Raw genomic sequence first — 20,341 nt, 5'->3', positions numbered from 1 at the left:
CGCTAGCTGATGCAGAATTCGTTGCCTTCTGGATCAGCCATGGCGAACCAGAAGTGCGGGCCTTGCCCCGCTTCCCAGAGGAATGTGGCGCCCCGGCTTTCAAGGCGGGATCGGAGTGAGTCCCTGTCGTCGCCGTCGAGCCGCACATCCCAGTGCACGCGATTCTTGCCAGCTTTGTTCTGTTCGCTGCGCTGGAACAGGATCCGTGGTTGACCCGAGCTTGCGTCAGCTCCTGCTGTGATAGCCGCGCCGATGGCCCAAACCAGGATGCCGTTATGGGTGAGGGTTTGCTCCGCCGTGGCAAAGCCTTTCTCCACCATGGAGCGGATGAAGTCCGGATCTGACGGTTCCACCTGCCAGCCCATGGTCTCAGCCCACCAGTCGGCAAGCACATGGGGATTGCGGCAATCGACAACTATTTGCAGTGAGTAGGCCATGAGGAAAGTCTGCTCCGCGGCGGGGCCGGCGTCCAGCCTTCAACTTCTACGTACGGTTCATGCCCAATCCGGCGCAGCTATCAGAGCTGCGCCGGATTCAGCCCGAATGGTGCGCCGAATTCGCGGGCTCCGGCTAGGGTTTTCTCATGACAGCAATTGCGCCCGTAACCTTGCACGGAAAATATGTCACCCTAGAGCCGTTGAGCATGGAACACCATGACGGCCTGGTGGCTGCGGCGTCAGACGGCGAGCTCTGGAACCTTTGGTACACCTCGGTTCCTCGGCCGGAGGCCATGAAAGCTGAGATTCAACAACGTCTGGCCGCGCAGCAAGCCGGAAACGAGCTGTCCTTCACCGCAAGAAAGATAGACGCCGCGACCGGGGAGCCTGGCCAAATCATTGGCCTCACCAGTTACTACGCCATAGATCTGTCGGTGCCGAGGCTCGCCATTGGGGCAACGTGGAACGCCGCCAGCGTGCAAGGCACCGGCACCAACCCCGACAGTAAGCGGCTGTTACTGGCCCACGCCTTTGAAGCGTTGGGCTGCGCGGCGGTGGAATTCCATACGCACTGGATGAATATGCAATCGCGTGCAGCAATCGCCCGGCTCGGGGCCAAGCAGGACGGCGTATTGCGGGCCCATCGACGCATGCCCGACGGCTCCTTGCGCGACACCGTTGTCTTCTCCATCCTTGCTGCCGAGTGGCCACAGGTGCGCAATGGCCTTGACCACCGATTGTCGAAGAAGCAGTGACGGCACCGCATTGGGAAGGTGCCGTCAATGCCCGGCGCCTCACGGGGGACATCTACCGGATGGGCCGCAGTGAATGGCTCACCGAGCATGGCTGGGAACAGCTCTACAGCGACGGCGTCCGCACAGTCATCGATCTCCGAAATCCCGGGGAGCGCCAGCGCAGGCCTAGCGACCCGGAGGTGAGCGGGGCGGCCATGGCGAGATTCGCCGTCGTACATTCACCTACCGAGGACCCTGCAGATCCGGCGTATCAAGAGCTGTTCCACCCGTACATGAACCACCCCCGGCTCTACGCCGACATTCTGCGCCTCTTTCCGCATCAGGTGGCGGCCGTCTTCAAGGAGCTGGCGGCTGCGCAGGGCGCTGTGGTGATTCATTGTTCGGCTGGGCGGGACCGGACCGGGTTGATCGCCACCTTGCTGCTGGCCCTGCTTGGTCAGGCGGATCGGGCGGCGCGTGAGGACGAGCTTGCGGCCCGCGGCATCAACGAATGGCATTTGGTGGCGCCCGTTAAGCATCCCTACGAACGGCACTTGGAACAGGCTGAGCTGGCGGAGGTGGTGCACGGCCGGGGTGAGGCCGTGGCGGAATTTGTTGGCGGTATGGATGTGCGCGCATTCCTGCTGGCCAACGGTCTCAGCGCTGCCGAGCTCGACGCCGTTATTGCGCGGAGCCGCTGAGGCTGCGATTGAGTCGATCAACCTCGTCAAGCACTTCCGTTGCCGCCCACGCCCGCCATGGCTGCGGCGGTGTGGGCTGGCAATTCCCTCAGGGTTAGCCGTTGAGTCGAGTAGTTGCGAGCTCCTTCCTACGATTCTTGATCTCAAATAAGAATAAGGAGACACTTGTTCTTCGCTTGGGCCGGCTTTCTGGTTGAGGTTGAGGATTGCGTTGACCGGCGAGGACCCGTGGCTCGCTTGCTGATTTCTAGTTGGCTGATCCCGCACTGACCAGTGACCGGGCGCGGGATGAGGTCGGCAGATCGCGGAGCTCTTCGGTGAACACGAAGTACCGGTAGGCCAGGAACCTGAAGATGGTGCCCAGGACCAGGCCAATCACCCCGCCGGCAATGAAGTCGGCCGTGAATGAGGTTAAGCCCAAAACGTAGCGCGAAATGACCTGACAGGCCAGCACGATGCCAAGGCCCAGCCCGTTCATGACCAGGAACAAGGCGAATTCCTTCCACACTCGCTCAGAACGGCGGTGCCGGAATGTCCAATAGCGGTTGGCAAACCAGGCGAACAGGGTGGCCACGATGGTGGAAACCACGCGGGCCTTGATGGTGCCATCGGACATGGGGCCGCGCCACAGCATGGTGTAGATTCCGTTGTCTATGAACCAGCCCAGTCCGCCCACGGCACCGAATTTCAGGGCCTCCCGCCACAGCAAAGCCGCTAGGTTCATGATCTTGTCGATGACGCGCAAAGGGGGCCTTTCCTGCGGGCGGAACCGCCTGAAGTTATCGATAACATTTGAAGAGGGAACGGCGCAGGGCGCTAATCTATGCTTACGGTAGCGCAAAAAACCAGGCCGAGCTTTGGAATGTGCGCAATCAGGCCGCACTTGCTCGAATTATGACGTGACTGTAGATTCGGCACTCGCAGGGACTGGCCGCAAGAAGCAAGACCACCGACAACCATGGGTTGATATGGCAATGCGAATGAACAAGGAAGCATCCGGGAAACAGCTGGCAGTCAAGAAGCGGCCGCAGTTGGGAAGCCGGTTCAAGAACTGGCTCCTAAACACCCCGGGAGTGATGGACACCGCCGGGCTGGATCAGCTGGTGGCCCGTGCCGTTGAGCGCGCCACCATGCCCGCGCCGCACGGGCAACCTTCCGCGGTCAGCGTTGCAGAGGCGCAGGAAGTCCTTGCCGCACTGAGGGATTCCTCCCCGGAAATTGCCACCCAATGGAGCGATCCGGAGGTGGAAGACTTTCTGTTCTGTGCACGCGTCTTGGTGCAGGAATCGCTGGGGATGACCCTCTTCGACACGCAGCTGCTGGCCGCCGCCAACATGATGCGCGGGACTGTTGTGGAGATGGACACCGGCGAGGGAAAAACCTTGGTGGGGGCCCTGGTAGCCGGCGCCCACGCCGTGCGGGGCAACCGCGTCCACGTCCTCACTGTCAACGACTACCTTGCCCACCGCGATGCAGCGTGGATGGGTCCGTTCTTTGGCCTTTTGGGTGTTGACGCCCAGGCTGTGACATCGGCCATGGAGCCGGCCGCGCGCAGGACGGCCTACCTGGCAGACGTTGTGTACGTCTCCGTCAACGAGCTTGGTTTTGACGTGCTGCGGGACCGGACGTGCACGGAACCCGGGCAGTCAATCCTGCAACCGTTCGATGTCTGCATTGTGGATGAGATTGATTCCGTGCTGGTGGATGAAGCCACGGTTCCGCTGGTCTTGGCCGGCCGAGCCAGGGCGGAACTGGAAAGCGTTGACGTGGCGAGCTTTGTCAGTGCGCTGCGTCCCGGGATTGACTACACAGTTGCAGCTGACAGACGCAATGTCTCCCTGACGGACGCCGGCTTGAACCGCGTTGAGGTGAGGTGGCCCGGCGTCGAACTGTACTCGGCGGCAGGAACTCCACTCTTTTCCTCCATCAATGTGGCGCTGCATGCGGAGGCGCTGTTGCAACGCGACGTTGACTACATTGTGCGCGACGGCATGGCGGAAATTGTGTCCGATTCGCGTGGCCGGGTGGCGCATCTGCAGCGGTGGCCGGACGGCTTGCAGGCGGCTGTAGAAACCAAAGAGGGGCTGCACAAAACCGAACAGGGCGAGGTCCTCGATCAGCTGCTGGTGCGGGATTTGATCAAGAGTTTCGCCAGTGTCACGGGCATGAGCGGCACAGCCGTGGCGGTTTCGGAGTATTTGCGCAACAACTATGAGCTGGATGCGGGCCGCATTCCGGCCCACAAGCCGTGCATTCGGGATGACCGGCCGGAGCAGATCTACGCCACGGCGGCCCAGCGCAATGCCGCTGTCATCGGCGCCGCAATACAAGCCCATGCGGCCGGCCAGCCAGTGTTGATCGGCACCCATGACGTTGCCACCTCGGAGCGCTTCGCAGCAGATTTGGCGGCGCGGGGCGTTGAAGCCCAGGTCCTGAACGCCCGCAATGACAGTGTGGAGGCGCAGATCATTGCACAGGCCGGGCGCAGGGCCATGGTCACCGTGTCCACGCAGATGGCCGGACGCGGCACCGATATCCTGCTGGGCGGGACCGCCGCCAGCGCCCAGGAACACGGCGACGTTGCCGCCCTGGGTGGGCTGCTGGTCATCATTGTGGGCCGTTTCCATTCGCCCCGCCTCGATGCGCAACTGCGCGGCCGGGCAGGGCGGCAGGGCGATCCCGGTGCCAGCGTGATCTTCTCCAGCATGGAGGATCCCGCCGTCAACGGGCAGGAAGCGCACGGCCTGGAGCTCAGCGATTCTGTGTCTCAGGAAGCTGACGACGCCGGATTGGTCACCAGGGAGGGTGTGTCGAAGCTTTTGGACCGGGCCCAGCGCCTGGCTGAGCAGGAACGGTTCACCACGCAGGAAAACTCGTGGAAGTACAACGAGCTGATTGCCTACCAACGCAGGGTGGTTCTGTCCGAGCGCGGCAAGATCCTGGCCGACGACGCCGCAGCCCTGGCGCTTTTTGACAACCTCGCGGACGACGATCAAGACGGCGACGCTCCGAGCCTGATTGCGGGCTGCCTGGATGAACTCCGCAGCGCCCTGGGCGAGGAAATGTTGGAGAACGTCTGCCAGGCAATCATGCTCTTCGAACTGGACGCCGCCTGGAGCGACCACCTGGCGTTGCTTTCGGAACAACGCGCAGCGATCCACCTGCGGGCGCTGGGCCGACAGAACCCGCTGGATGAATTCCGGCGCGAAACCATCAGGGCCTTCGAGGGCTTCTTTGACGGGGTCCATGACACGGCCGTGGCCACGCTGGAGTCTCTGGAGATCACCGGCGACGGCGTGGACCTTGAGGCGGCGGGCATCCGGCGGGGCTCCACCACCTGGACCTACGTTGTTGATGAAAACCCTTTTGGCAGCCAAACCGACCAGATCGTGAAATGGCTGTTGAAGAAAATGGGCAAATAGCTTCCCGCCCGGAGCGGCTGGGCGAATACTGGGAACTATCAGTGCAGTAACTCTTCTCAGGAGGCCATGCCCGTGGGCAAACTCATCTACACCGCCATCACATCTCTGGACGGCTACGTTGCAGATGCCGCAGGCAACTTTGACTGGAGCACACCCGACGCGGAGGTCCACGCCTTTGTCAACGACCTGGAGCGGCCCGTCGGCACGTACCTGCTTGGCAGGCGCCTCTACGAGGTCATGAAGGTGTGGGACACCTTCTACGGGCAGGACGGACTACCCCCGGAAATGGAGGACTACGCCGCCATTTGGCATCAGGCCCAGAAGATCATTTACTCAACCACCTTGAGTGAACCCAAGGCAGTGAACACGAGACTAGAGCGCAGCTTTGATGCGGCTGCGGTCCGCAATTTGAAGGCGGAAGCAGCGGAGGATCTGTCGGTGGGCGGAGCCGAACTCGCCGGCCAGGCCCTCAAAGCGGGTTTGGTGGATGAGGTTCACTTGTTGATGTCGCCGGTCATGGTGGGTGGCGGCAAGCGTGCGCTGCCCCACGGTGCCAGCACCTCGCTGGAACTGCTGGAACAGCGCAGGTTCGGCAACGGCGTCGTCCATCTCCACTACCGGGTGGGCAACTAGCGCGCCAACAAGCCCCACAAAAGATAGGCCGAGCAAGCAGCCGAGCCAAAGATCACCACGGCAAAGCCGCTGAGCCAGATGAACGACGGCGCTCCCGTTGTCTGCGCCAAAATGTAGGCGTCGGAGCTGGCCAGCTGATTGCGGCGCCGGGTGTGCACCGCAGCCACCTTGAAGAAGTCGCGCACGGAGCCAACGCCCAGGGCTATGCCCAAGCCCAGAACCACGTAGCTGACGGTCTGTGGATCGGCGAACATGACCAGCGACTGGGCCACCGCCGCGCTCACCAGGGCCACCATGATGCCGGTGAAATTGCGCAGGAACATCAAGGCCAGCAGCAGCACCAACGCGCCAATGGAGGCCGCGGCCCCTGCCCAGCCGGCAGACACCGACCACACCAGGGCCAGCCCCACCACGGCAGGGGCCGGGTAGCCCCAGAAGCCGGACCAGGTGGCACTAAAACCGCGCCGCCCGCTGCTGACCAACTGGCCTGAGTGGTCCAAGCCAATCTTGAGCCCGTGCACCACGCGGCCCGTCATGAGGGCGGCAAAGGCGTGGCCCAATTCGTGCACAAAGGTCACGTAGAGGCCAAACCAGCGCCATGACGCCCGCGGAATGCTGAGCACAATTGCGGCGGCAACAATGCTGAGCAATATGGTGGCGGAAACACTTGGCGCTTCCGCGCGGACAAAACCAGACAACACGGCCTGCCACCATGAATCGATCGCGGCAAGGGGTTGCTGGAGCTCAGTAATCATTCAAGGAAGCCTATGCCAACCGGCTGTGGATTCGCTGTTGCCAACAGCCCGCCGGCCCAACGCAGGGTTGACAGGCTTGCCCCACCGCGTGCAACACTGGGATTGTTCTGTCCCCTCTGTGAGGAAATCCATTGAAGACTTGGCTCGCCCCCGCATAACCTGCGCCGTAGCGATGCACGCCCTCGTCTGAGAGGCACCGTGCAGCTCCCGGCGCGCTCATTCAAGAGTTGCCGAGGAGAACCATGACGAACACCCACCCCATTTCACTGTCCCACCTTGCCTTTTCCTGGCCCGATGGCACAGAAGTTTTTAGCGATCTCACAGCAAATTTCACCGCCGGTCGCACAGGCCTGGTGGGACCCAACGGCGCCGGAAAAACTACACTGTTGCGCCTGATTGCCGGCGAACTGGCACCCACCGGCGGCACTGTTGTGGCGGCGTCGTCCGTGTCCTACCTGCCGCAAAAGCTCACCCTGCATACCGGGCAAAGCGTCACGGAGCTGCTGGGACTGGGCGCCAAACGCCGTGCTCTGGCCAGCGTCCTGGCCGGCCGCGAGGAAAGCATGAGTGAGAATTTGGAGCTCATTGGCAGCGACTGGGATCTTGAGGAACGTGCCGTGGCCCTGCTGGCTGGTTACGGCCTGCCCGTGGCCGGCCCAGACTTCCTGGACAGGACGGTGGGCACACTCTCCGGGGGCGAGGCCATGATCCTTGCCCTGGCAGGCCTGGAACTTGCTGCCCGGCCCATCACGCTGCTTGATGAACCCACCAACAATCTGGACAGGACCGCCCGCGGGCGGCTGCACCAGGCCGTGGAACGATGGCGGGGCACACTGGTGGTGGCCACGCATGACGCCGCGCTGCTGGAGCGGGTGGATGCCATCGCCGAGCTCCGCCCCGTCCGCAGCCGCGCATGGGCGGGGGAACGTGTGGAGCTGATCCGCCATGGCGGCAACTGGGGCAGCTACGTTGCGTCCTTGGCGGCCGAGCGCGAAACCGCCCAGCGCATGGTCCGCGACGCCGGAGCCAGGCTGGCGGCGGAGAAGCGCCAGCGCATCGAAGCCGAAACGAAGATTGCCCGCCGCGCCAAGCAGGGCCGCAAGGCGGGGGAGAGTCTGCCCAGAATCCTGGCCAATGAGCTTCGCAAGCGGGCGGAAGAGTCGGCCGGAAAGATGCGCGGCGTCATGGGCAGCCGCGAGTCTGACGCCGTTGCCGCCCTGTCCGATGCCCGCGACGCCATCCCCGCCGAGACCCGCATCCGGATCGAACTGCCCGGCACGGAAGTCCCGCCGGGCCGCACGGTGCTTGATGCGCTGGCTTCGTCGGTGGCTCTCGGGGTGATGTTCGACGACGGCGCGCGGCTCGCGCCGGATTCCCGGCTCACGCTGCGCGGCCAGGAGCGGGTCATGCTGACCGGACCCAACGGGGTTGGCAAGACGGCCCTGCTGAACAATCTGGTGTCCTTTGCCCGCGTCCCCGTGGGCTACCTGCACCAGCGGATTGGCAGTGAATCCTGGGCTGGGCTAGATGACTCCCGCACCGTCATGGAGAACGTCCTCGCCGTGGCCCCGGAAGCGGCGCTGGCTGATATTCGGGAGCAGCTGGCACGCTTTCACTTCCGGGGCGGACTGGTCAACCAAGGGGTGGGTGAACTGTCCGGCGGCGAACGCTTCAGGGTGGCGCTGGCCCGGATACTGCTGGCCCAGCCTGCCCCGCAGCTGCTGTTGCTGGACGAACCCACCAACAATCTTGATGTTCCCTCCAGCGATCAATTGGTGTCAGCGCTCGCTAGTTACAGGGGAGCCCTGATTGTCTCCAGCCACGACGACGACTTTCTGGACGCCTTGGCCCCGAAACGCCATTGGGAACTCAAACGTGTCCAAGCCGCAGGCCGGACCCCGCTAGGCTGACCAACGTGAAGCAAAACTCTGATGGACCCCGCCGCTTTGAGCTGACCCTGCACAAGCCGTGGCTGGGGTGGTTCCCCAAACCCACTGTTGTTGTTAACGGAACGGCACAGCCAGCCCAGTGGGGAACCCGCAACTGGAAGGTGCCGGGCAGCGGGAACGCGGAGGTCAGCGTGTTCCTGTTCAACCGGCTCTGGAAGTTTGGCGAGGCTGACTTCGTGGTGGAGCCGGGCGCCGACGTGGCGCTGGTGTACTCGGCGCCGTGGCTGCCCTTTTTGCCCGGCAAGGTCCGCGCAAAAGGGTAACGCACCGGATTTGCGGTACCGTCCGCCCCGCACCATGCGGGGCGGACGATGCCTCACCAGGCCTCGGCGAGCAGCCCGCCCAGGAGCTGGCCGTCGTCGACCTCCAGCCCGCGGGCCGTGAACCAGGCACACATGTTCCGGCAGTCCCTGGCCAGCAGCTCGGCTCCCTGCAGATTCCCGGCCAGGTCCACCAGCTGTGGCAGGTCGATGACCACCAGGCGGTCGCCAGCGGCCAGCACGTTGTAGGGGGAGAGGTCGCCGTGGGCAAAGCCCATCCTGGCGAACCCGGTCATGGCGTCCACAAGCTGCTCCCAATAGCCCTCCAACCGTTCTCGGCTTGGATTGACCGACTGTAGCCGTGGGGCAGCGGCTCCAGGGGCGTCCGGATCTTCAATGAACTCCATCATGATCTCGCTGCCGCAGATCTGCAGTGGGTAGGGCACGGGGATGCCAAAGTCCCAGGCCATGCGCAGGTACGTCCACTCGGCGTTCGCCCAGCGGGCGGCCTCCACCTCGCGGCCGTAGCTACTGCCGTTCTTGATGGCTCGGGCGTCGCGGGACCGCCGCACCGAGCGCCCCTCCGTGTACGCGGCGGACCTGTGGAAGAGCCGCTGTTCAGCTGAGCGGTACCGCTTGGCCGCAAAAAGGGTGCGCCGGGATTCGGTGGCCCGTTCAAGGAGGAAGACGTCGGCCTCCTTGCCCGTCTTCAGGACGCCAAGGTCGGTGTCAACGGCGGCGGCGTCCTCAATGACAAACGCGGGATACGGCGCGGGTCCGCGCATGAGTTTTTCAAGATCGGGCCACGTGGACCAGCGCTGGTTCGCGGCCAGGGAATCGTCAAGGACGTTCCAGTCCTGGGGGCGTGCTTGCGCGCTGTCAAAGGCGCTGTCCACATGTGGACTGCGGCGCTGGGAGGTCTTGCGGGTGAACTTTTCGAAGTGCGCGGTGTCAGCAGAATGCTTCATGGGTGAATCGACTCCTGGGGAGGGCAATGCGGATGTTTTGGGCACGGAGAGCTGCGTGAACAATCATTGGTTCCTCCTTCGGGTCGGTTCGGTTCGTGGCGGAAAGCCACTTAATCTGACCATGGCGGCTTCGGCGGTGTCAATGGCTGATTTGCGGGAAGGGTGCAGGGCGGAGGTGCGTGCAGGGCGCGGGTGCATGCAGGGCGCGGGCCGGAGACTAGCTGGTGCGCTTGGCCCGAGCAGTCTTGGCGGAATCGGCGGGGAGGATTCCCCAGCGCTGCCAGCCGAGGAACGCCAACGCGGCCTGTGCCACGAAGAGGAAGATCAGCACCGAACCCTGGGCCAACATGGTGGCGGAGTAGACCGAGGCCACGGACGCCGCGATGACCAACAGCCACGCCCAGCGCGACCGGTGCGCCAGCCCAACCAGCGCGGCCGGCAGCAGGCCCATCAGGAAGCCGGTGAGCAGCAGGGACGCCCAGGGGATGCGGGACAGCGGGGCTGAAAACTCCGCGAAGATCGAGGCCACAAGCAGCATCGATCCCAGCGCGAAAACCAGCGCCACGGCAGCAGGCGCCAGCAGGTCCCCTGCACTGAACGGCCGCAGCGCCACGGTCCGCAGTTGCCGGGACTCCAGCGGCAACTTCCGGAAGGACAGGAAGCCATACGCGGCGGACCCAGCCGCCACGGCGAGCGGGATGGCCACACCGGCGGTGAACATCAGCAGACCTGCCGGGGAGGCTGCCAGCAGGCCCGGGAAGTTCATCAGTTGCGCCAGCGCCTGCAACAGAAACGCGGAACCAGCCAGCCACCAGCCGGTGTCGCTGCGCCGGGCCAGCTGCACCAGTGACGCGCAGATCAGCAGCGCGCCAAGGATGGTCAAGGCCACGGCTGCACCATCGAGGGGGCCAGCCATCCGGCCGAACAAGAGCTCACCAATTCCATACATGCCCCCACTCTAGGCTTGCGTGGCGTTTGGTGGGCATTCCGTGGTGGGTGGGCCGGGCGCGGAGGCGACGGCCGCCGTCGTGCTGGCAGAGCAGGAGAGGTAGGGTCGGAGAATGGTTGACATTCCTTTTCCCCTGACCACTGAGCGGCTGGTTTTGCGGCGCTTCAGCACCGACGATCTGGCTCCGTACTACGCCTATCAGCGGCTGCCGGAGACGGCCCGGTACCTGTATGGCGAGGCCCGGAGCTACGCGCAGTGCATGGCGCGGATCGGCCGGTACGTGGAGGGACCGTTCAATGGGCCCGGTGACTGGGCCACGTTTGCCGTGGAATTGCAGTCAACGCCTGGGTTGATCGGCGAGCTGGCGCTGAAGTGGAACGCCGGCGGCAAACCCGAGGGGCCGCAGCCGGAGCGTTTCGGTGAGATTGGCTGGACCATGGCACCCGCCGCGCAAGGCCGCGGATACGCCACCGAAGCGGCCCAGGCTGTGCTTGAGTTGGCGCTGGATGTGCTCGATTTTCGCCGCGTTGAGGCACGGCTGGACGCGCGGAACTCGGCATCGGCGGCCATTTGCGAGCGTTTGGGCATGGCCCACGAAGGCGTCATGCGCAACAATATGTACCTCAAGGGCGAGTGGACATCTGAGGCCGTCTACGCAACCGTCCGCGGTTCCTGAGAAACACCGTCTCGCAGCCCCGCGAACGGGCAGTAGTGGCTGATGTTTCACGAAAACATCAACCACTACTGCCCGTTCGGGAGGCAGGGGCGGCTAGCGGAGCTTGGTGGCTCCCAGTGCGTCGGCGAGGAACGCGTAATCCCAGGCCCGGGTCTTCCAGCCCTCATAACGGCCGGACGCGCCGCCGTGGCCGCCGTCCATCTCAATCTTCATGACAATGGGCTCGGTGCCGGTGGACGTTGCCCGCAGTTCCTGCACCCACTTGGCTGGCTCAACGTACAGCACGCGGGTGTCGTTGAAGCTGGTGACGGCCGCGATCTTCGGGTAGGGCACCGCCTGCACGTTCTCGTACGGGGTGTAGCCCTTCATATACGTATACACCGCAGGATCCGTGATGGGGTTGCCCCACTCCTCCCACTCCAGCGCGGAGAGCGGCAGCTCCGGGTCCAGGATGGTGGTCAGGGCATCCACAAAGGGCACCTGGGCCACCACGGCCGCGTACTTCTCCGGGGCCAGATTCGCCACGGCACCCATCAACAGCCCGCCAGCCGAGCCGCCCATGGCAGCGATCCGCGCCGGATCCACCCAGCCGGAACCGGCAACCCAGTCCGTGGCCGCAATGAAGTCGGTGAACGTGTTCATCTTGTTCAGCTTCTTGCCGTCCTCATACCAGTGCCGGCCCATCTCGCCGCCGCCGCGGACATGCGCAATGACAAACACCACGCCGCGATCCAGCAGGGACAGGCGCGGCACGCCGAACCCGGGGTCCATGCTGACCTCGTAGGAGCCGTAGCCGTACACAACCGCTGAGTTGCTGCCATCGCGGGGCAGGTCCGCCCGGCGCAGCACCGACAATGGAACCAGGGTGCCGTCGGGGGCCGTGGCCCACTCGCGTTCAGCAACGTAGTCCTGGGCGCGGTAGCCGCCCAAAACAGGTGTTTCCTTGCGCAGCAGCAGTTCGCCCGCTCCGCCAGCCACGGGCAGCACGTAGTCGTAGACGCGCGGAGGCGTGAAGTCGGAGGTGTAAATCAGGCGGATCACGGGGGACTCATATTCACTGCCGCCCATCGATGCCGTGTAGAGCTCCTCGTCAAAGACGGGTTCGACGGCGGCGCCCTGTCCCGCTGTCCCCAGGCCTTCCAGCGGGGTCACCTGGATGCGTTCGATGGTGTCTTTGCGCAGGGATACCACCATGTGGGTGGCGGTGACGGAGGCGCCATTGATGCGCACGGAGTCATCGTGGGCCACCACCGTGTCCCAGTGCTGGGCGGCCACATCCTTGCTGAACTCCGCGGCGTCAACCAGGGAAATCATCGAGTTCACGGCGTCACGGTCATGAGTGAGCAGAACCTTTTCGACACCATCCACAAGGAAGGGCTCGGCGTCGTACAGGATCTCGGCACTGCGCGGGATCAGGATCTGCAGACCCTTTTCAGGGGCGGCGAAGTCCAGCAGGCGCGTTTCGCTGAATTCGGAGCAGCCGATGCTGATCATCAGGTGGCGGCGGTCGGCGGAGAGGTCGAAGCCCGTCCACATGGCTACGTCGTCCTCCTGGTACAGGACAGCATCCTCGGAAACAGGCGTGCCCAGGACGTGGGTCTTGACCTGGTACGGGCGCCAGGAGTCGTCTGCCACCATGTAGAAGAGCGTGGTGCCGTCGGGGGAGAAGCTCAGGCCGTAGAACACGTTCTCGATGGTGTCTTCCAGCAGCTCGCCAGTGCGCAGGTCCTTGATGCGGACGGTGAAGAGCTCGTCCCCGGCGTTGTCCACGGCGTAGGCATACAGGTTCCCGTCGCGGGTGACTGCCGCACCTCCTAGCGAGAAGAACGGCTGGCCTTCGGCTTCAACGTTGCCATCGAGGAGGATTTCCTCGCCGTCAACGGGAACGCCGGGCTCCACCTGCGGCGGGGTCCAGTCGGCCAGGGTGCCGTCGCTGCCGGCCGCCACCCGGCATTGGATGCCGTAGGCCTGGCCCTCCACCATGCGGGAGTAGTACCACCAGCCGTCCTTGCGGCTGGGCACAGATAGGTCAGTCTCCTGGGTGCGGTTCTTGATCTCGTTGAAAATGTCCGTCCGGAGCTGTTCCTGGCCGGCCGTGACAGCATCCGCGTAGGCCTGCTCGGCGTTCAGATGGGCCACCACTTCCGGGCTTTCCTTCTCCCGCAGCCACTCGTAGTTGTCGGTGAAGACATCGCCGTGATGGGTCCGTTCTACCGGAACTTTCTTGGCCACGGGCGGTGCTGGGTAGTTCGTGGCGGGGGTGGGCTCGGTGGCGGAGGTGGTGGCGGCTGCGGCGGGAGAGATCATGACTCCACTGTATCCAGCGGTACCCCATGCCGGGCTGTGAGTATGCCCAGAGCGGAGCCGGCTATCCGGGACTCATGCCGCGCAGTGCCGTCGCAATACCCCAGTAGGCAAGTGCCGCCAGCGGGAAGATCCATTGCACTGTGATGTCGCCGATCCGCGCGTAGACGCTTCGACGGCGCGCGGCGCGCAGATTCTCCAGGGGGTCCCGTAGCCGGTCGTCGGGGTCCCGGGTGGCACTGATGGTCCCTGCCACCGACACCGCGAGCATGGCCAGGACGCTGGTGAGCAGAAGAGGGCCGGGGTTCACTGAGATCCAGGGCTGCTCACCGGGCTGTGGGGCAGCCACGGAGGACAAGATCATGGCGAGCATGCCAACGCAGTAGGCAGCTGCCAGGACCCACATCCTTCGGATGCCGGCGTTCAAGTAGAGCGGCAGTGTGGCGACGAGTATCAACGGCACCAGCATCCACAGCACTTCCAGGGCGTTCATGGAGAGTTGCTCGTGGTGCAGCCAGGGCAACATGGCGACATTGAAGCCAAAGAACCCGGCGATCCCGATCCCGGCCCGCAACACAGCATTCCGGGTTTTGCCAGCCGGGATCGTCGGCAAATCCAGAGTGTTGGCGTAGTCCCGGGCAGTGCCGAACTCTTCCAGTGGGGGCGTCCGGGAGTCGGCCATGAATTCCTTGACGGAGGCCACTGTTTCACCAATGGCGGCGCCGGTGACCTCGCGGATCCGCAGCTCAAGGATCAGCTCATCCAGCCACTCTTGTTCCGCGTGGTCGCGAGCGGAACTGATGTGTTTGTCAATGTTCATGGTGTTCCCCCGGGAAGAAATGGTCGGTGGTAGTGGTGCTGAAGCGGCGCCAGAGTGCCAGCTGGCCCGCCAGCTCGGCCTGCCCCGCTGGGGTAAGTGAAAAGTATTTTCGCCCCGGTCCTTGAGTGCCGGCCCGCCACTCGGTGCTGACCCAACCAGCCACCTCAAAGCGGGTCAGGAGCGGGTATAGCGTTCCGCCCTTGATTGGTCCCAAACCCGCCTTTGCCAGTGTTGTGGTGATGGCATAGCCATACGACGGTCCGTGGGTGAGCACCTGCAATACGCTCAAACCCAGAATGGCGCGCAGCCAATCGCTGGGCCAAGGGACTGCGGAGGTGTCCGCCTCATTCGTATCCATGACTATATTGTCTGATTAACTAGTTTGCCTGTCAATCTTGTGGCGGTGATGTGACCGGAGGGCCCTCCCGGTGTGCGCCCATTGACCACCCCGCCATCGCATGGAATATTTATAGAACGAACGGTCGGTAAATTGACGGACCGTTCCCGGCGGCGGCACCAGCTACGCCGGCAAGGCGCGTTCGAAGGGTTTACTCATGGCCGCAGGAACACCGCAGGCTTTCCTGGTGGGTGGGGTCCGCACGCCCGTGGGACGTTATGGCGGCGCGCTCAGCTCCGTACGGCCCGATGACCTTGCGGCCCTGAGCATCAAGGAACTCATGACCCGCACCGGGATCGACCCGGCCTGCGTCGACGAGGTCATCCTCGGCAACGCGAACGGTGCCGGCGAGGAAAACCGCAATGTGGCCCGCATGGCGTGGCTGCTGGCTGGCTTCCCGGACACTGTCCCCGGCCTCACCGTGAACCGGCTGTGCGCCTCGGGAATGAGCGCCATCACCCTGGCCAGCCAGATGGTCAAGGCCGGGGCGGCGGATCTTGTGGTGGCGGGCGGGGTGGAATCCATGTCCCGCGCACCCTGGGTCATGGCCAAACCGGAGCAAGCCTTTGCCAAGCCAGGGGAAACCTTTGACACCTCGATCGGCTGGCGCTTCACCAACCCAGCCTTCCTCTCCGGCGAACTGTCCCGCAACGGAAAAATGAGCTCCTCGATGCCGGAAACCGCCGAGGAGGTGGCCCGCCGCTGCAACGTCAGCCGCGAAGATTGCGATGCCTTCGCCGTCCGCTCCCATGAACGCGCGCTCGCCGCCATCGCCGCCGGGCACTTCCGCGATGAAATTGTCCCTGTCACCGTGAAGGCCCGTCGCGGGGAGATCACCGTGGACACCGACGAGGGCCCGCGCGCCGGCACCACACTGGAAGTCTTGGCCGGGCTGCGCCCCGTGGTCAAGGGCGGCTCAGTGGTCACGGCCGGCAACGCCTCCTCCCTCAACGACGGCTCCTCCGCCGTCATTGTCGCCTCGGAACGCGCCCTGGAAAAGTACGGCCTGACCCCGCGCGCCCGAATCCTGGACGGTGCCGCGGCGGGGCTGGCCCCGGAAATCATGGGCCTGGGCCCGGTCGCCGCCTCCCGAAAAATCCTCCAACGGCAGGGGATCGGCGTGGGTCAACTGGGTGCAGTGGAGCTCAATGAAGCGTTCGCCTCCCAGTCGCTGGCCTGCATCCGCGAGCTCGGCCTGGACCCGGGCACCGTCAACAACAGCGGCGGTGCCATCGCCCTGGGCCACCCGCTGGGCTCCTCCGGCTCACGGATCGTCATTACGCTGCTGGGCCGGCTGGAGCGCGAGGAACCCGGCGGGATTGGGCTGGCCACCATGTGCGTGGGCGTCGGCCAGGGTGCCGCCCTGCTCGTGGAGGGGCTGTGATGGACGACGCCGGCACCCGCCTCGACGCCGCCACGTTCGCCACGCTGCTGGTCACCGAGGGGGACGACCGCGTGGCCGTGCAGCTCAACCGGCCCGCCGTGCGGAATGCGATTGACGCTCAGATGGTGGCCGAGCTCCACGCCGTCTGTGCGCATCTGGAAGCCACGCCCAAGGTGCTGATTCTTTCCGGCAGCCCGGGCGACGAGGCCACCGGCACGCCGGGGATCTTCGCCTCCGGGGCAGACATTGCCGAGCTGATCGGGCGCCGCGGCAAGGATGCCCTGGCCGGCATCAACTCTGGCCTTTTCGCCAGGATCGCCAAACTCCCCATGCCCGTCATTGCCGCCCTGGACGGATACGCGCTGGGCGGTGGGGCCGAGTTGGCCTACGCCGCGGACTTCCGCATCGGCACCCGTGCCCTGCGCATGGGCCAGCCGGAAACCAGCCTGGGCATCATGGCCGCGGCCGGTGCCACCTGGCGGTTGAAGGAACTGGTGGGAGAGCCGCTGGCCAAGGAGATCCTGCTCGCGGGGCGGACACTCACGGGGGAGGGCTGCCTGCGCGTAGGGCTCATCACCGAGCTGGTGGAATCCGCAGACCTCCTCACAGCAGCCCACGCGCTCGCCGACACCATAGCCCGCCAAGATCCGCTGGCCGTGCAGGCCACCAAGCACGTCTTCCATGAGCCGCGCGGGGCCCACCCCGAGGTGGACAACCTGGCGCAGGCCGAACTGTTTGAGTCCCCGGCCAAGTTGGCGCGCATGCAGGCGTTTTTGGACAGGAGAAAACAATGACATCCACACCCGACGCTCCTGCCGATGTGGGGGCTTTTTCGCCGACGCTCCCTCAGTTCGTGGGTGTTCTGGGCGGTGGGCGCATGGGTGCCGGCATCGCCCACGCCTTCCTGCTGGCTGGCTGCCGGGTGCTGGTGGTGGAGCGCGATCTTGAAGCCGTGGCCGGTGCCCATGTGCGCGTGGCCCAAGCCGTGGACAAGTCTGTGGAAATGGGGTTGGCCGGCGGACCCGAGGCAACCGCTGAGCCCATTATGAAACGCCTGAGACTGTCCACCAACTATGCCCACTTTGCCCCTTGCGAGCTGGTGGTGGAGGCGGTGCCAGAGATCTGGGAGCTCAAGGTGGCCTCGCTGCAGCGGGTGGAAGAGCATCTGGCGGAGAGTGCCATGCTGGCCTCCAACAGCTCATCCCTGTCCATGACGGGGTTGGCCGCGGAATTGGCCCGCCCGCAAAACTTCATCGGCCTGCACTTCTTCAACCCGGTCCCGGCGTCCACCCTGATCGAGGTTGTGGTTGCGCGGCAAAGCAGTCAGGAGTTGGTGGCGGCGGCGCGGGGCTGGGTGGCGGCGTTGGGCAAGACGGCCGTGGTGGTCAACGATTCACCGGGCTTCGCCTCCTCCAGGCTGGGCGTGGCCATTGCGTTGGAGGCCATGCGCATGCTGGAAGAGGGTGTGGCCAGTGCGGAGGATATCGACAACGCCATGGTGCTGGGCTACAAACACCCCACCGGACCCCTGCGGACCACCGACATTGTGGGTCTGGACGTGCGCTTGGGTATTGCCGAATACCTGGCCGAAACGCTCGGTGAACGTTTTGCGCCGCCGCAGATCCTGTACGACTTGGTGGCCCGCGGCGAGCTGGGCCGCAAGACCGGACAAGGATTCTTCCACTGGGCCTAGGGCCCCGCACCAAGACCAACCACAGCCATGACCACCACAGAAAGGACGGGTCAACGATGACCGCTGCACCGTCAATTGAGACTGTTCCGAGTTACATCCAAGACGCATGGTGGACGCCGGCCAGCGGTGTCACGGGCTCCGACGCCCGCGACGCCAGCACCGGTGAGGTGCTGGCCCGGGTGTCCGCCGAGGGACTGGACCTGGGCGCCGCCGTCGAGCATGCCCGAACGGTGGGCCAGGCCAGCCTCGGAAAACTGACCATCCACGAGCGCGCCCTGAAGCTGCGTGAACTTGCCGCCTTCCTCAATGACCGCCGGCAGGACCTGTATGAGGTCTCGGCCCGGACGGGTGCCACGAAGATTGATTCCATGGTGGACATCGACGGCGGCATTGGCGTGCTGTTCACGTTTTCCTCCAAGGGGCGGCGCGAACTGCCCAACTCGAACGTGATTGTTGACGGCCCGGTGGAGGTACTGTCCAAGGACGGATCGTTCATCGGCGAGCACATCTACACCCGGGTCCCCGGCGTCGCCGCCCAGATCAACGCCTTCAACTTCCCCGTGTGGGGCATGCTGGAGAAGTTCGCCCCGGCGTTTCTGGCCGGGGTGCCCACGATCGTCAAGCCCGCCACGCCCAGCGGCTACCTGGCCGAGGCCGCCGTGCGCGCCATCGTCGAATCGGGGATCCTGCCGGCCGGCGCTCTGCAACTGGTCTCCGGCTCGGCCCGCACCCTGCTGGACGTCCTGGACTACCGCGACATGGTGTCCTTCACCGGCTCCGCCACCACCGCCAACACGCTCAAAAGCCACCCCAACGTGGCATTTGGCGGGGTCCGTTTCACCGCCGAAACCGACTCGCTGAACGCCGCCATCCTGGGCCCCGACGCCGTCCCCGGAACGCCCGAATTCGAGGCCTTTATCAAGTCAGTGGTCACTGAGATGACCGTCAAGGCCGGTCAAAAGTGCACCTCCATCCGCCGCGCCATCGTCCCCAACGAGCTCAAGCAGGCCGTCATCGACGCCATCAGTGCGCGGATCAACGAACGTGTGGTGGTGGGGGATCCCCGGGCAGGGGGAGTCACCATGGGTGCGCTCGCCTCGCTGGAACAGCTGGCGGACGTCCGCTCGGCCGTCGAGACCATGCTCGCCGCCGGTGGCGAACTGGCCTACGGGACCCTCGATGCACCGGAGGTGACCCGCACGGACGGCACCGTGGGCGCCGTCGTCGATGGCGCGTTCATGACGCCTGTGCTGCTGAGCTGGGCCGACGCCGAGGCCCCAGAGGCCCACTCCCTGGAGGCTTTTGGCCCGGTGTCCAGTGTGATTGGCTATGAAACGCACGACGGGGATGTCAGCGAGGCGGTCAGGCTCGCCGCGCTGGGGGCGGGGTCGCTCGTGGCGACGGTCTGCACGAACGATCCGGCCACGGCACTGGCATTGGTGACGGGCATTGCCGCCCACCACGGTCGCGTGCTGGTGCTCAATCGTGAGGATGCCCGCACCTCCACCGGCCACGGTTCGCCCGTGCCGCATTTGGTGCACGGTGGGCCGGGCCGGGCGGGCGGCGGCGAGGAACTGGGCGGCATCCGTTCGGTCAAACACCACATGCAGCGCACGGCCATCCAGGGTTCGCCCAACATGCTCACCGCCATCACCGGGGTGTGGCACAGCGGTGCCGACCGGGTGGCGGCCGGCTCCGCGGAGTTTGGGGCCGTGCCCGGCGCGGTCCACCCATTCCGGAAGTCGCTGGCCGAGCTGCGGATCGGGGATGCCTTTGCGTCCGGGCTACGCCCGGTGACGCTGGAGGAGATCACGGCGTTTGCGAACTCCACCGGGGACACCTTCTATGCGCACACCGACGCCGAGGCCGCGGAGAGGAACCCGTTCTTCCCGGGCATCGTGGCGCACGGGTACCTGCTGGTGTCCTGGGCGGCGGGGCTGTTCGTGGAGCCGGCGCCGGGGCCGGTGCTGGCCAACTACGGGCTGGAATCCCTGCGCTTCATCACGCCTGTGGCCGCCGGGGATTCGATCCGCGTGACGCTGACGGCCAAAAAGATCACCCCTCGCGTCACCGACGACTACGGCGAGGTCTGCTGGGATGCCATTCTGCACAACCAGAGTGGAGAAATCGTGGCGACGTACGACGTCCTGACGCTCGTGGAAAAAGAGGACACCCTCTACGCGCGCCTGGGAGGAGGGGGGGGGGGGGGGGGGGGTGGGGGGGAAAGAAGCAAAACACACCCTCTCCCCACACGGAGAG

At 65.0% G+C, this 20,341-nt stretch carries 18 protein-coding genes and 1 pseudogene; 11 read left to right on the top strand and 8 right to left on the bottom strand.

Annotation, left to right across the window (positions count from 1 at the left end):
• Positions 1-2: 2 nt before the first annotated feature.
• On the bottom strand, positions 3-437 hold the full coding sequence (locus ACX80Q_RS12720; protein ID WP_459330896.1) for a VOC family protein: 435 nt from the start codon (positions 435-437) through the stop codon (positions 3-5).
• Between the two features lie 146 nt (positions 438-583).
• Between ACX80Q_RS12720 and ACX80Q_RS12715 the strand changes: the two genes are divergently transcribed.
• A complete protein-coding gene (locus ACX80Q_RS12715) occupies positions 584-1,192 on the top strand; it encodes a GNAT family N-acetyltransferase (RefSeq protein ID WP_459330895.1) in 609 nt (202 codons plus the stop codon).
• Positions 1,189-1,872, top strand: coding sequence for a tyrosine-protein phosphatase (locus ACX80Q_RS12710; protein WP_459330894.1), 684 nt, complete (start codon positions 1,189-1,191; stop codon positions 1,870-1,872). Before ACX80Q_RS12715 ends, ACX80Q_RS12710 begins: the two co-directional genes overlap by 4 nt.
• Positions 1,873-2,119: 247 nt before the next feature.
• Here the strand turns inward: ACX80Q_RS12710 and ACX80Q_RS12705 are convergent, their stop codons facing one another.
• On the bottom strand, positions 2,120-2,617 hold the full coding sequence (locus ACX80Q_RS12705) for a GtrA family protein (RefSeq protein WP_459330893.1): 498 nt from the start codon (positions 2,615-2,617) through the stop codon (positions 2,120-2,122).
• 235 nt (positions 2,618-2,852) lie between these two features.
• Here ACX80Q_RS12705 and secA2 point away from each other — a divergent pair, with 235 nt between their 5' ends.
• A complete protein-coding gene (gene secA2 / locus ACX80Q_RS12700) occupies positions 2,853-5,294 on the top strand; it encodes an accessory Sec system translocase SecA2 (RefSeq protein WP_459330892.1) in 2,442 nt (813 codons plus the stop codon).
• A 72-nt stretch (positions 5,295-5,366) separates the two neighbouring features.
• Entirely contained in the window at positions 5,367-5,927 is a 561-nt protein-coding gene (locus ACX80Q_RS12695; RefSeq protein WP_459330891.1) for a dihydrofolate reductase family protein, read from the top strand.
• Here ACX80Q_RS12695 and ACX80Q_RS12690 read toward each other — a convergent pair.
• On the bottom strand, positions 5,924-6,682 hold the full coding sequence (locus ACX80Q_RS12690) for a M50 family metallopeptidase (RefSeq protein ID WP_459330890.1): 759 nt from the start codon (positions 6,680-6,682) through the stop codon (positions 5,924-5,926). The genes ACX80Q_RS12695 and ACX80Q_RS12690 overlap by 4 nt on opposite strands.
• Positions 6,683-6,924: 242 nt before the next feature.
• Between ACX80Q_RS12690 and ACX80Q_RS12685 the strand changes: the two genes are divergently transcribed.
• Both ACX80Q_RS12685 and ACX80Q_RS12680 read left to right on the top strand, forming a co-directional pair.
• The gene (locus tag ACX80Q_RS12685; protein ID WP_459330889.1) at positions 6,925-8,592 is read left to right on the top strand and encodes an ATP-binding cassette domain-containing protein; all 1,668 of its coding nucleotides are present in this window, start codon (positions 6,925-6,927) and stop codon (positions 8,590-8,592) included.
• A 5-nt stretch (positions 8,593-8,597) separates the two neighbouring features.
• A complete protein-coding gene (locus ACX80Q_RS12680) occupies positions 8,598-8,894 on the top strand; it encodes a hypothetical protein (RefSeq protein WP_459330888.1) in 297 nt (98 codons plus the stop codon).
• 53 nt (positions 8,895-8,947) lie between these two features.
• Here the strand turns inward: ACX80Q_RS12680 and ACX80Q_RS12675 are convergent, their stop codons facing one another.
• Both ACX80Q_RS12675 and ACX80Q_RS12670 read right to left on the bottom strand, forming a co-directional pair.
• Positions 8,948-9,859, bottom strand: coding sequence for a serine protein kinase RIO (locus ACX80Q_RS12675; protein WP_459330887.1), 912 nt, complete (start codon positions 9,857-9,859; stop codon positions 8,948-8,950).
• Positions 9,860-10,076: 217 nt separating this feature from the next.
• Positions 10,077-10,808, bottom strand: a complete 732-nt coding sequence (locus ACX80Q_RS12670) for a hypothetical protein (protein ID WP_459330886.1) — start codon at positions 10,806-10,808, stop codon at positions 10,077-10,079.
• Between the two features lie 112 nt (positions 10,809-10,920).
• Between ACX80Q_RS12670 and ACX80Q_RS12665 the strand changes: the two genes are divergently transcribed.
• Positions 10,921-11,484: a GNAT family N-acetyltransferase gene (locus ACX80Q_RS12665; RefSeq protein ID WP_459330885.1), complete on the top strand. Its 564-nt coding sequence runs from the start codon at positions 10,921-10,923 to the stop codon at positions 11,482-11,484.
• 93 nt (positions 11,485-11,577) lie between these two features.
• Here ACX80Q_RS12665 and ACX80Q_RS12660 read toward each other — a convergent pair whose 3' ends face one another.
• The 3 genes from ACX80Q_RS12660 to ACX80Q_RS12650 form a co-directional block, all read right to left on the bottom strand.
• Positions 11,578-13,791: a S9 family peptidase gene (locus ACX80Q_RS12660; RefSeq protein ID WP_459330884.1), complete on the bottom strand. Its 2,214-nt coding sequence runs from the start codon at positions 13,789-13,791 to the stop codon at positions 11,578-11,580.
• A 61-nt stretch (positions 13,792-13,852) separates the two neighbouring features.
• Entirely contained in the window at positions 13,853-14,608 is a 756-nt protein-coding gene (locus ACX80Q_RS12655; protein ID WP_459330883.1) for a hypothetical protein, read from the bottom strand.
• Complete coding sequence (locus ACX80Q_RS12650) at positions 14,598-14,966, bottom strand: PadR family transcriptional regulator (protein WP_459330882.1); 369 nt, start codon at positions 14,964-14,966, stop codon at positions 14,598-14,600. Before ACX80Q_RS12650 ends, ACX80Q_RS12655 begins: the two co-directional genes overlap by 11 nt.
• A gap of 196 nt (positions 14,967-15,162) precedes the next feature.
• On the opposite strand from ACX80Q_RS12650, the gene ACX80Q_RS12645 reads away from it, so the two are divergent.
• From ACX80Q_RS12645 to paaZ, 4 genes and pseudogenes are all read left to right on the top strand, one after another.
• The gene (locus ACX80Q_RS12645; RefSeq protein WP_459330881.1) at positions 15,163-16,389 is read left to right on the top strand and encodes a thiolase family protein; all 1,227 of its coding nucleotides are present in this window, start codon (positions 15,163-15,165) and stop codon (positions 16,387-16,389) included.
• Positions 16,389-17,183, top strand: a complete 795-nt coding sequence (locus ACX80Q_RS12640; protein ID WP_459330937.1) for an enoyl-CoA hydratase/isomerase family protein — start codon at positions 16,389-16,391, stop codon at positions 17,181-17,183. Before ACX80Q_RS12645 ends, ACX80Q_RS12640 begins: the two co-directional genes overlap by 1 nt.
• Positions 17,180-18,082, top strand: a complete 903-nt coding sequence (locus tag ACX80Q_RS12635; protein ID WP_459330880.1) for a 3-hydroxyacyl-CoA dehydrogenase family protein — start codon at positions 17,180-17,182, stop codon at positions 18,080-18,082. Before ACX80Q_RS12640 ends, ACX80Q_RS12635 begins: the two co-directional genes overlap by 4 nt.
• 56 nt (positions 18,083-18,138) lie before the next feature.
• A pseudogene (gene paaZ, locus ACX80Q_RS12630) lies at positions 18,139-20,247 on the top strand (phenylacetic acid degradation bifunctional protein PaaZ); the annotation flags it as partial.
• Positions 20,248-20,341: the final 94 nt, after the last annotated feature.

The organism is Arthrobacter sp. HLT1-20 (genome assembly GCF_054510895.1).
Note: the sequence above shows the minus strand (reverse complement) of the source record. Positions and strands in the feature narration are given on the sequence as shown.

Coding starts and splice junctions, on each gene's coding strand:
- ACX80Q_RS12720 (WP_459330896.1), bottom strand. CDS start 437: ATGGCCTACTCACTGCAAATAGTTGTCGATTGCCGCAATCCCCATGTG.
- ACX80Q_RS12715 (WP_459330895.1), top strand. CDS start 584: ATGACAGCAATTGCGCCCGTAACCTTGCACGGAAAATATGTCACCCTA.
- secA2 (WP_459330892.1), top strand. CDS start 2,853: ATGAACAAGGAAGCATCCGGGAAACAGCTGGCAGTCAAGAAGCGGCCG.
- ACX80Q_RS12690 (WP_459330890.1), bottom strand. CDS start 6,682: ATGATTACTGAGCTCCAGCAACCCCTTGCCGCGATCGATTCATGGTGG.
- ACX80Q_RS12685 (WP_459330889.1), top strand. CDS start 6,925: ATGACGAACACCCACCCCATTTCACTGTCCCACCTTGCCTTTTCCTGG.
- ACX80Q_RS12675 (WP_459330887.1), bottom strand. CDS start 9,859: ATGAAGCATTCTGCTGACACCGCGCACTTCGAAAAGTTCACCCGCAAG.
- ACX80Q_RS12670 (WP_459330886.1), bottom strand. CDS start 10,808: ATGTATGGAATTGGTGAGCTCTTGTTCGGCCGGATGGCTGGCCCCCTC.
- ACX80Q_RS12665 (WP_459330885.1), top strand. CDS start 10,921: ATGGTTGACATTCCTTTTCCCCTGACCACTGAGCGGCTGGTTTTGCGG.
- ACX80Q_RS12660 (WP_459330884.1), bottom strand. CDS start 13,791: ATGATCTCTCCCGCCGCAGCCGCCACCACCTCCGCCACCGAGCCCACC.
- ACX80Q_RS12655 (WP_459330883.1), bottom strand. CDS start 14,608: ATGAACATTGACAAACACATCAGTTCCGCTCGCGACCACGCGGAACAA.
- ACX80Q_RS12650 (WP_459330882.1), bottom strand. CDS start 14,966: ATGGATACGAATGAGGCGGACACCTCCGCAGTCCCTTGGCCCAGCGAT.
- ACX80Q_RS12645 (WP_459330881.1), top strand. CDS start 15,163: ATGGCCGCAGGAACACCGCAGGCTTTCCTGGTGGGTGGGGTCCGCACG.
- ACX80Q_RS12640 (WP_459330937.1), top strand. CDS start 16,389: ATGGACGACGCCGGCACCCGCCTCGACGCCGCCACGTTCGCCACGCTG.
- ACX80Q_RS12635 (WP_459330880.1), top strand. CDS start 17,180: ATGACATCCACACCCGACGCTCCTGCCGATGTGGGGGCTTTTTCGCCG.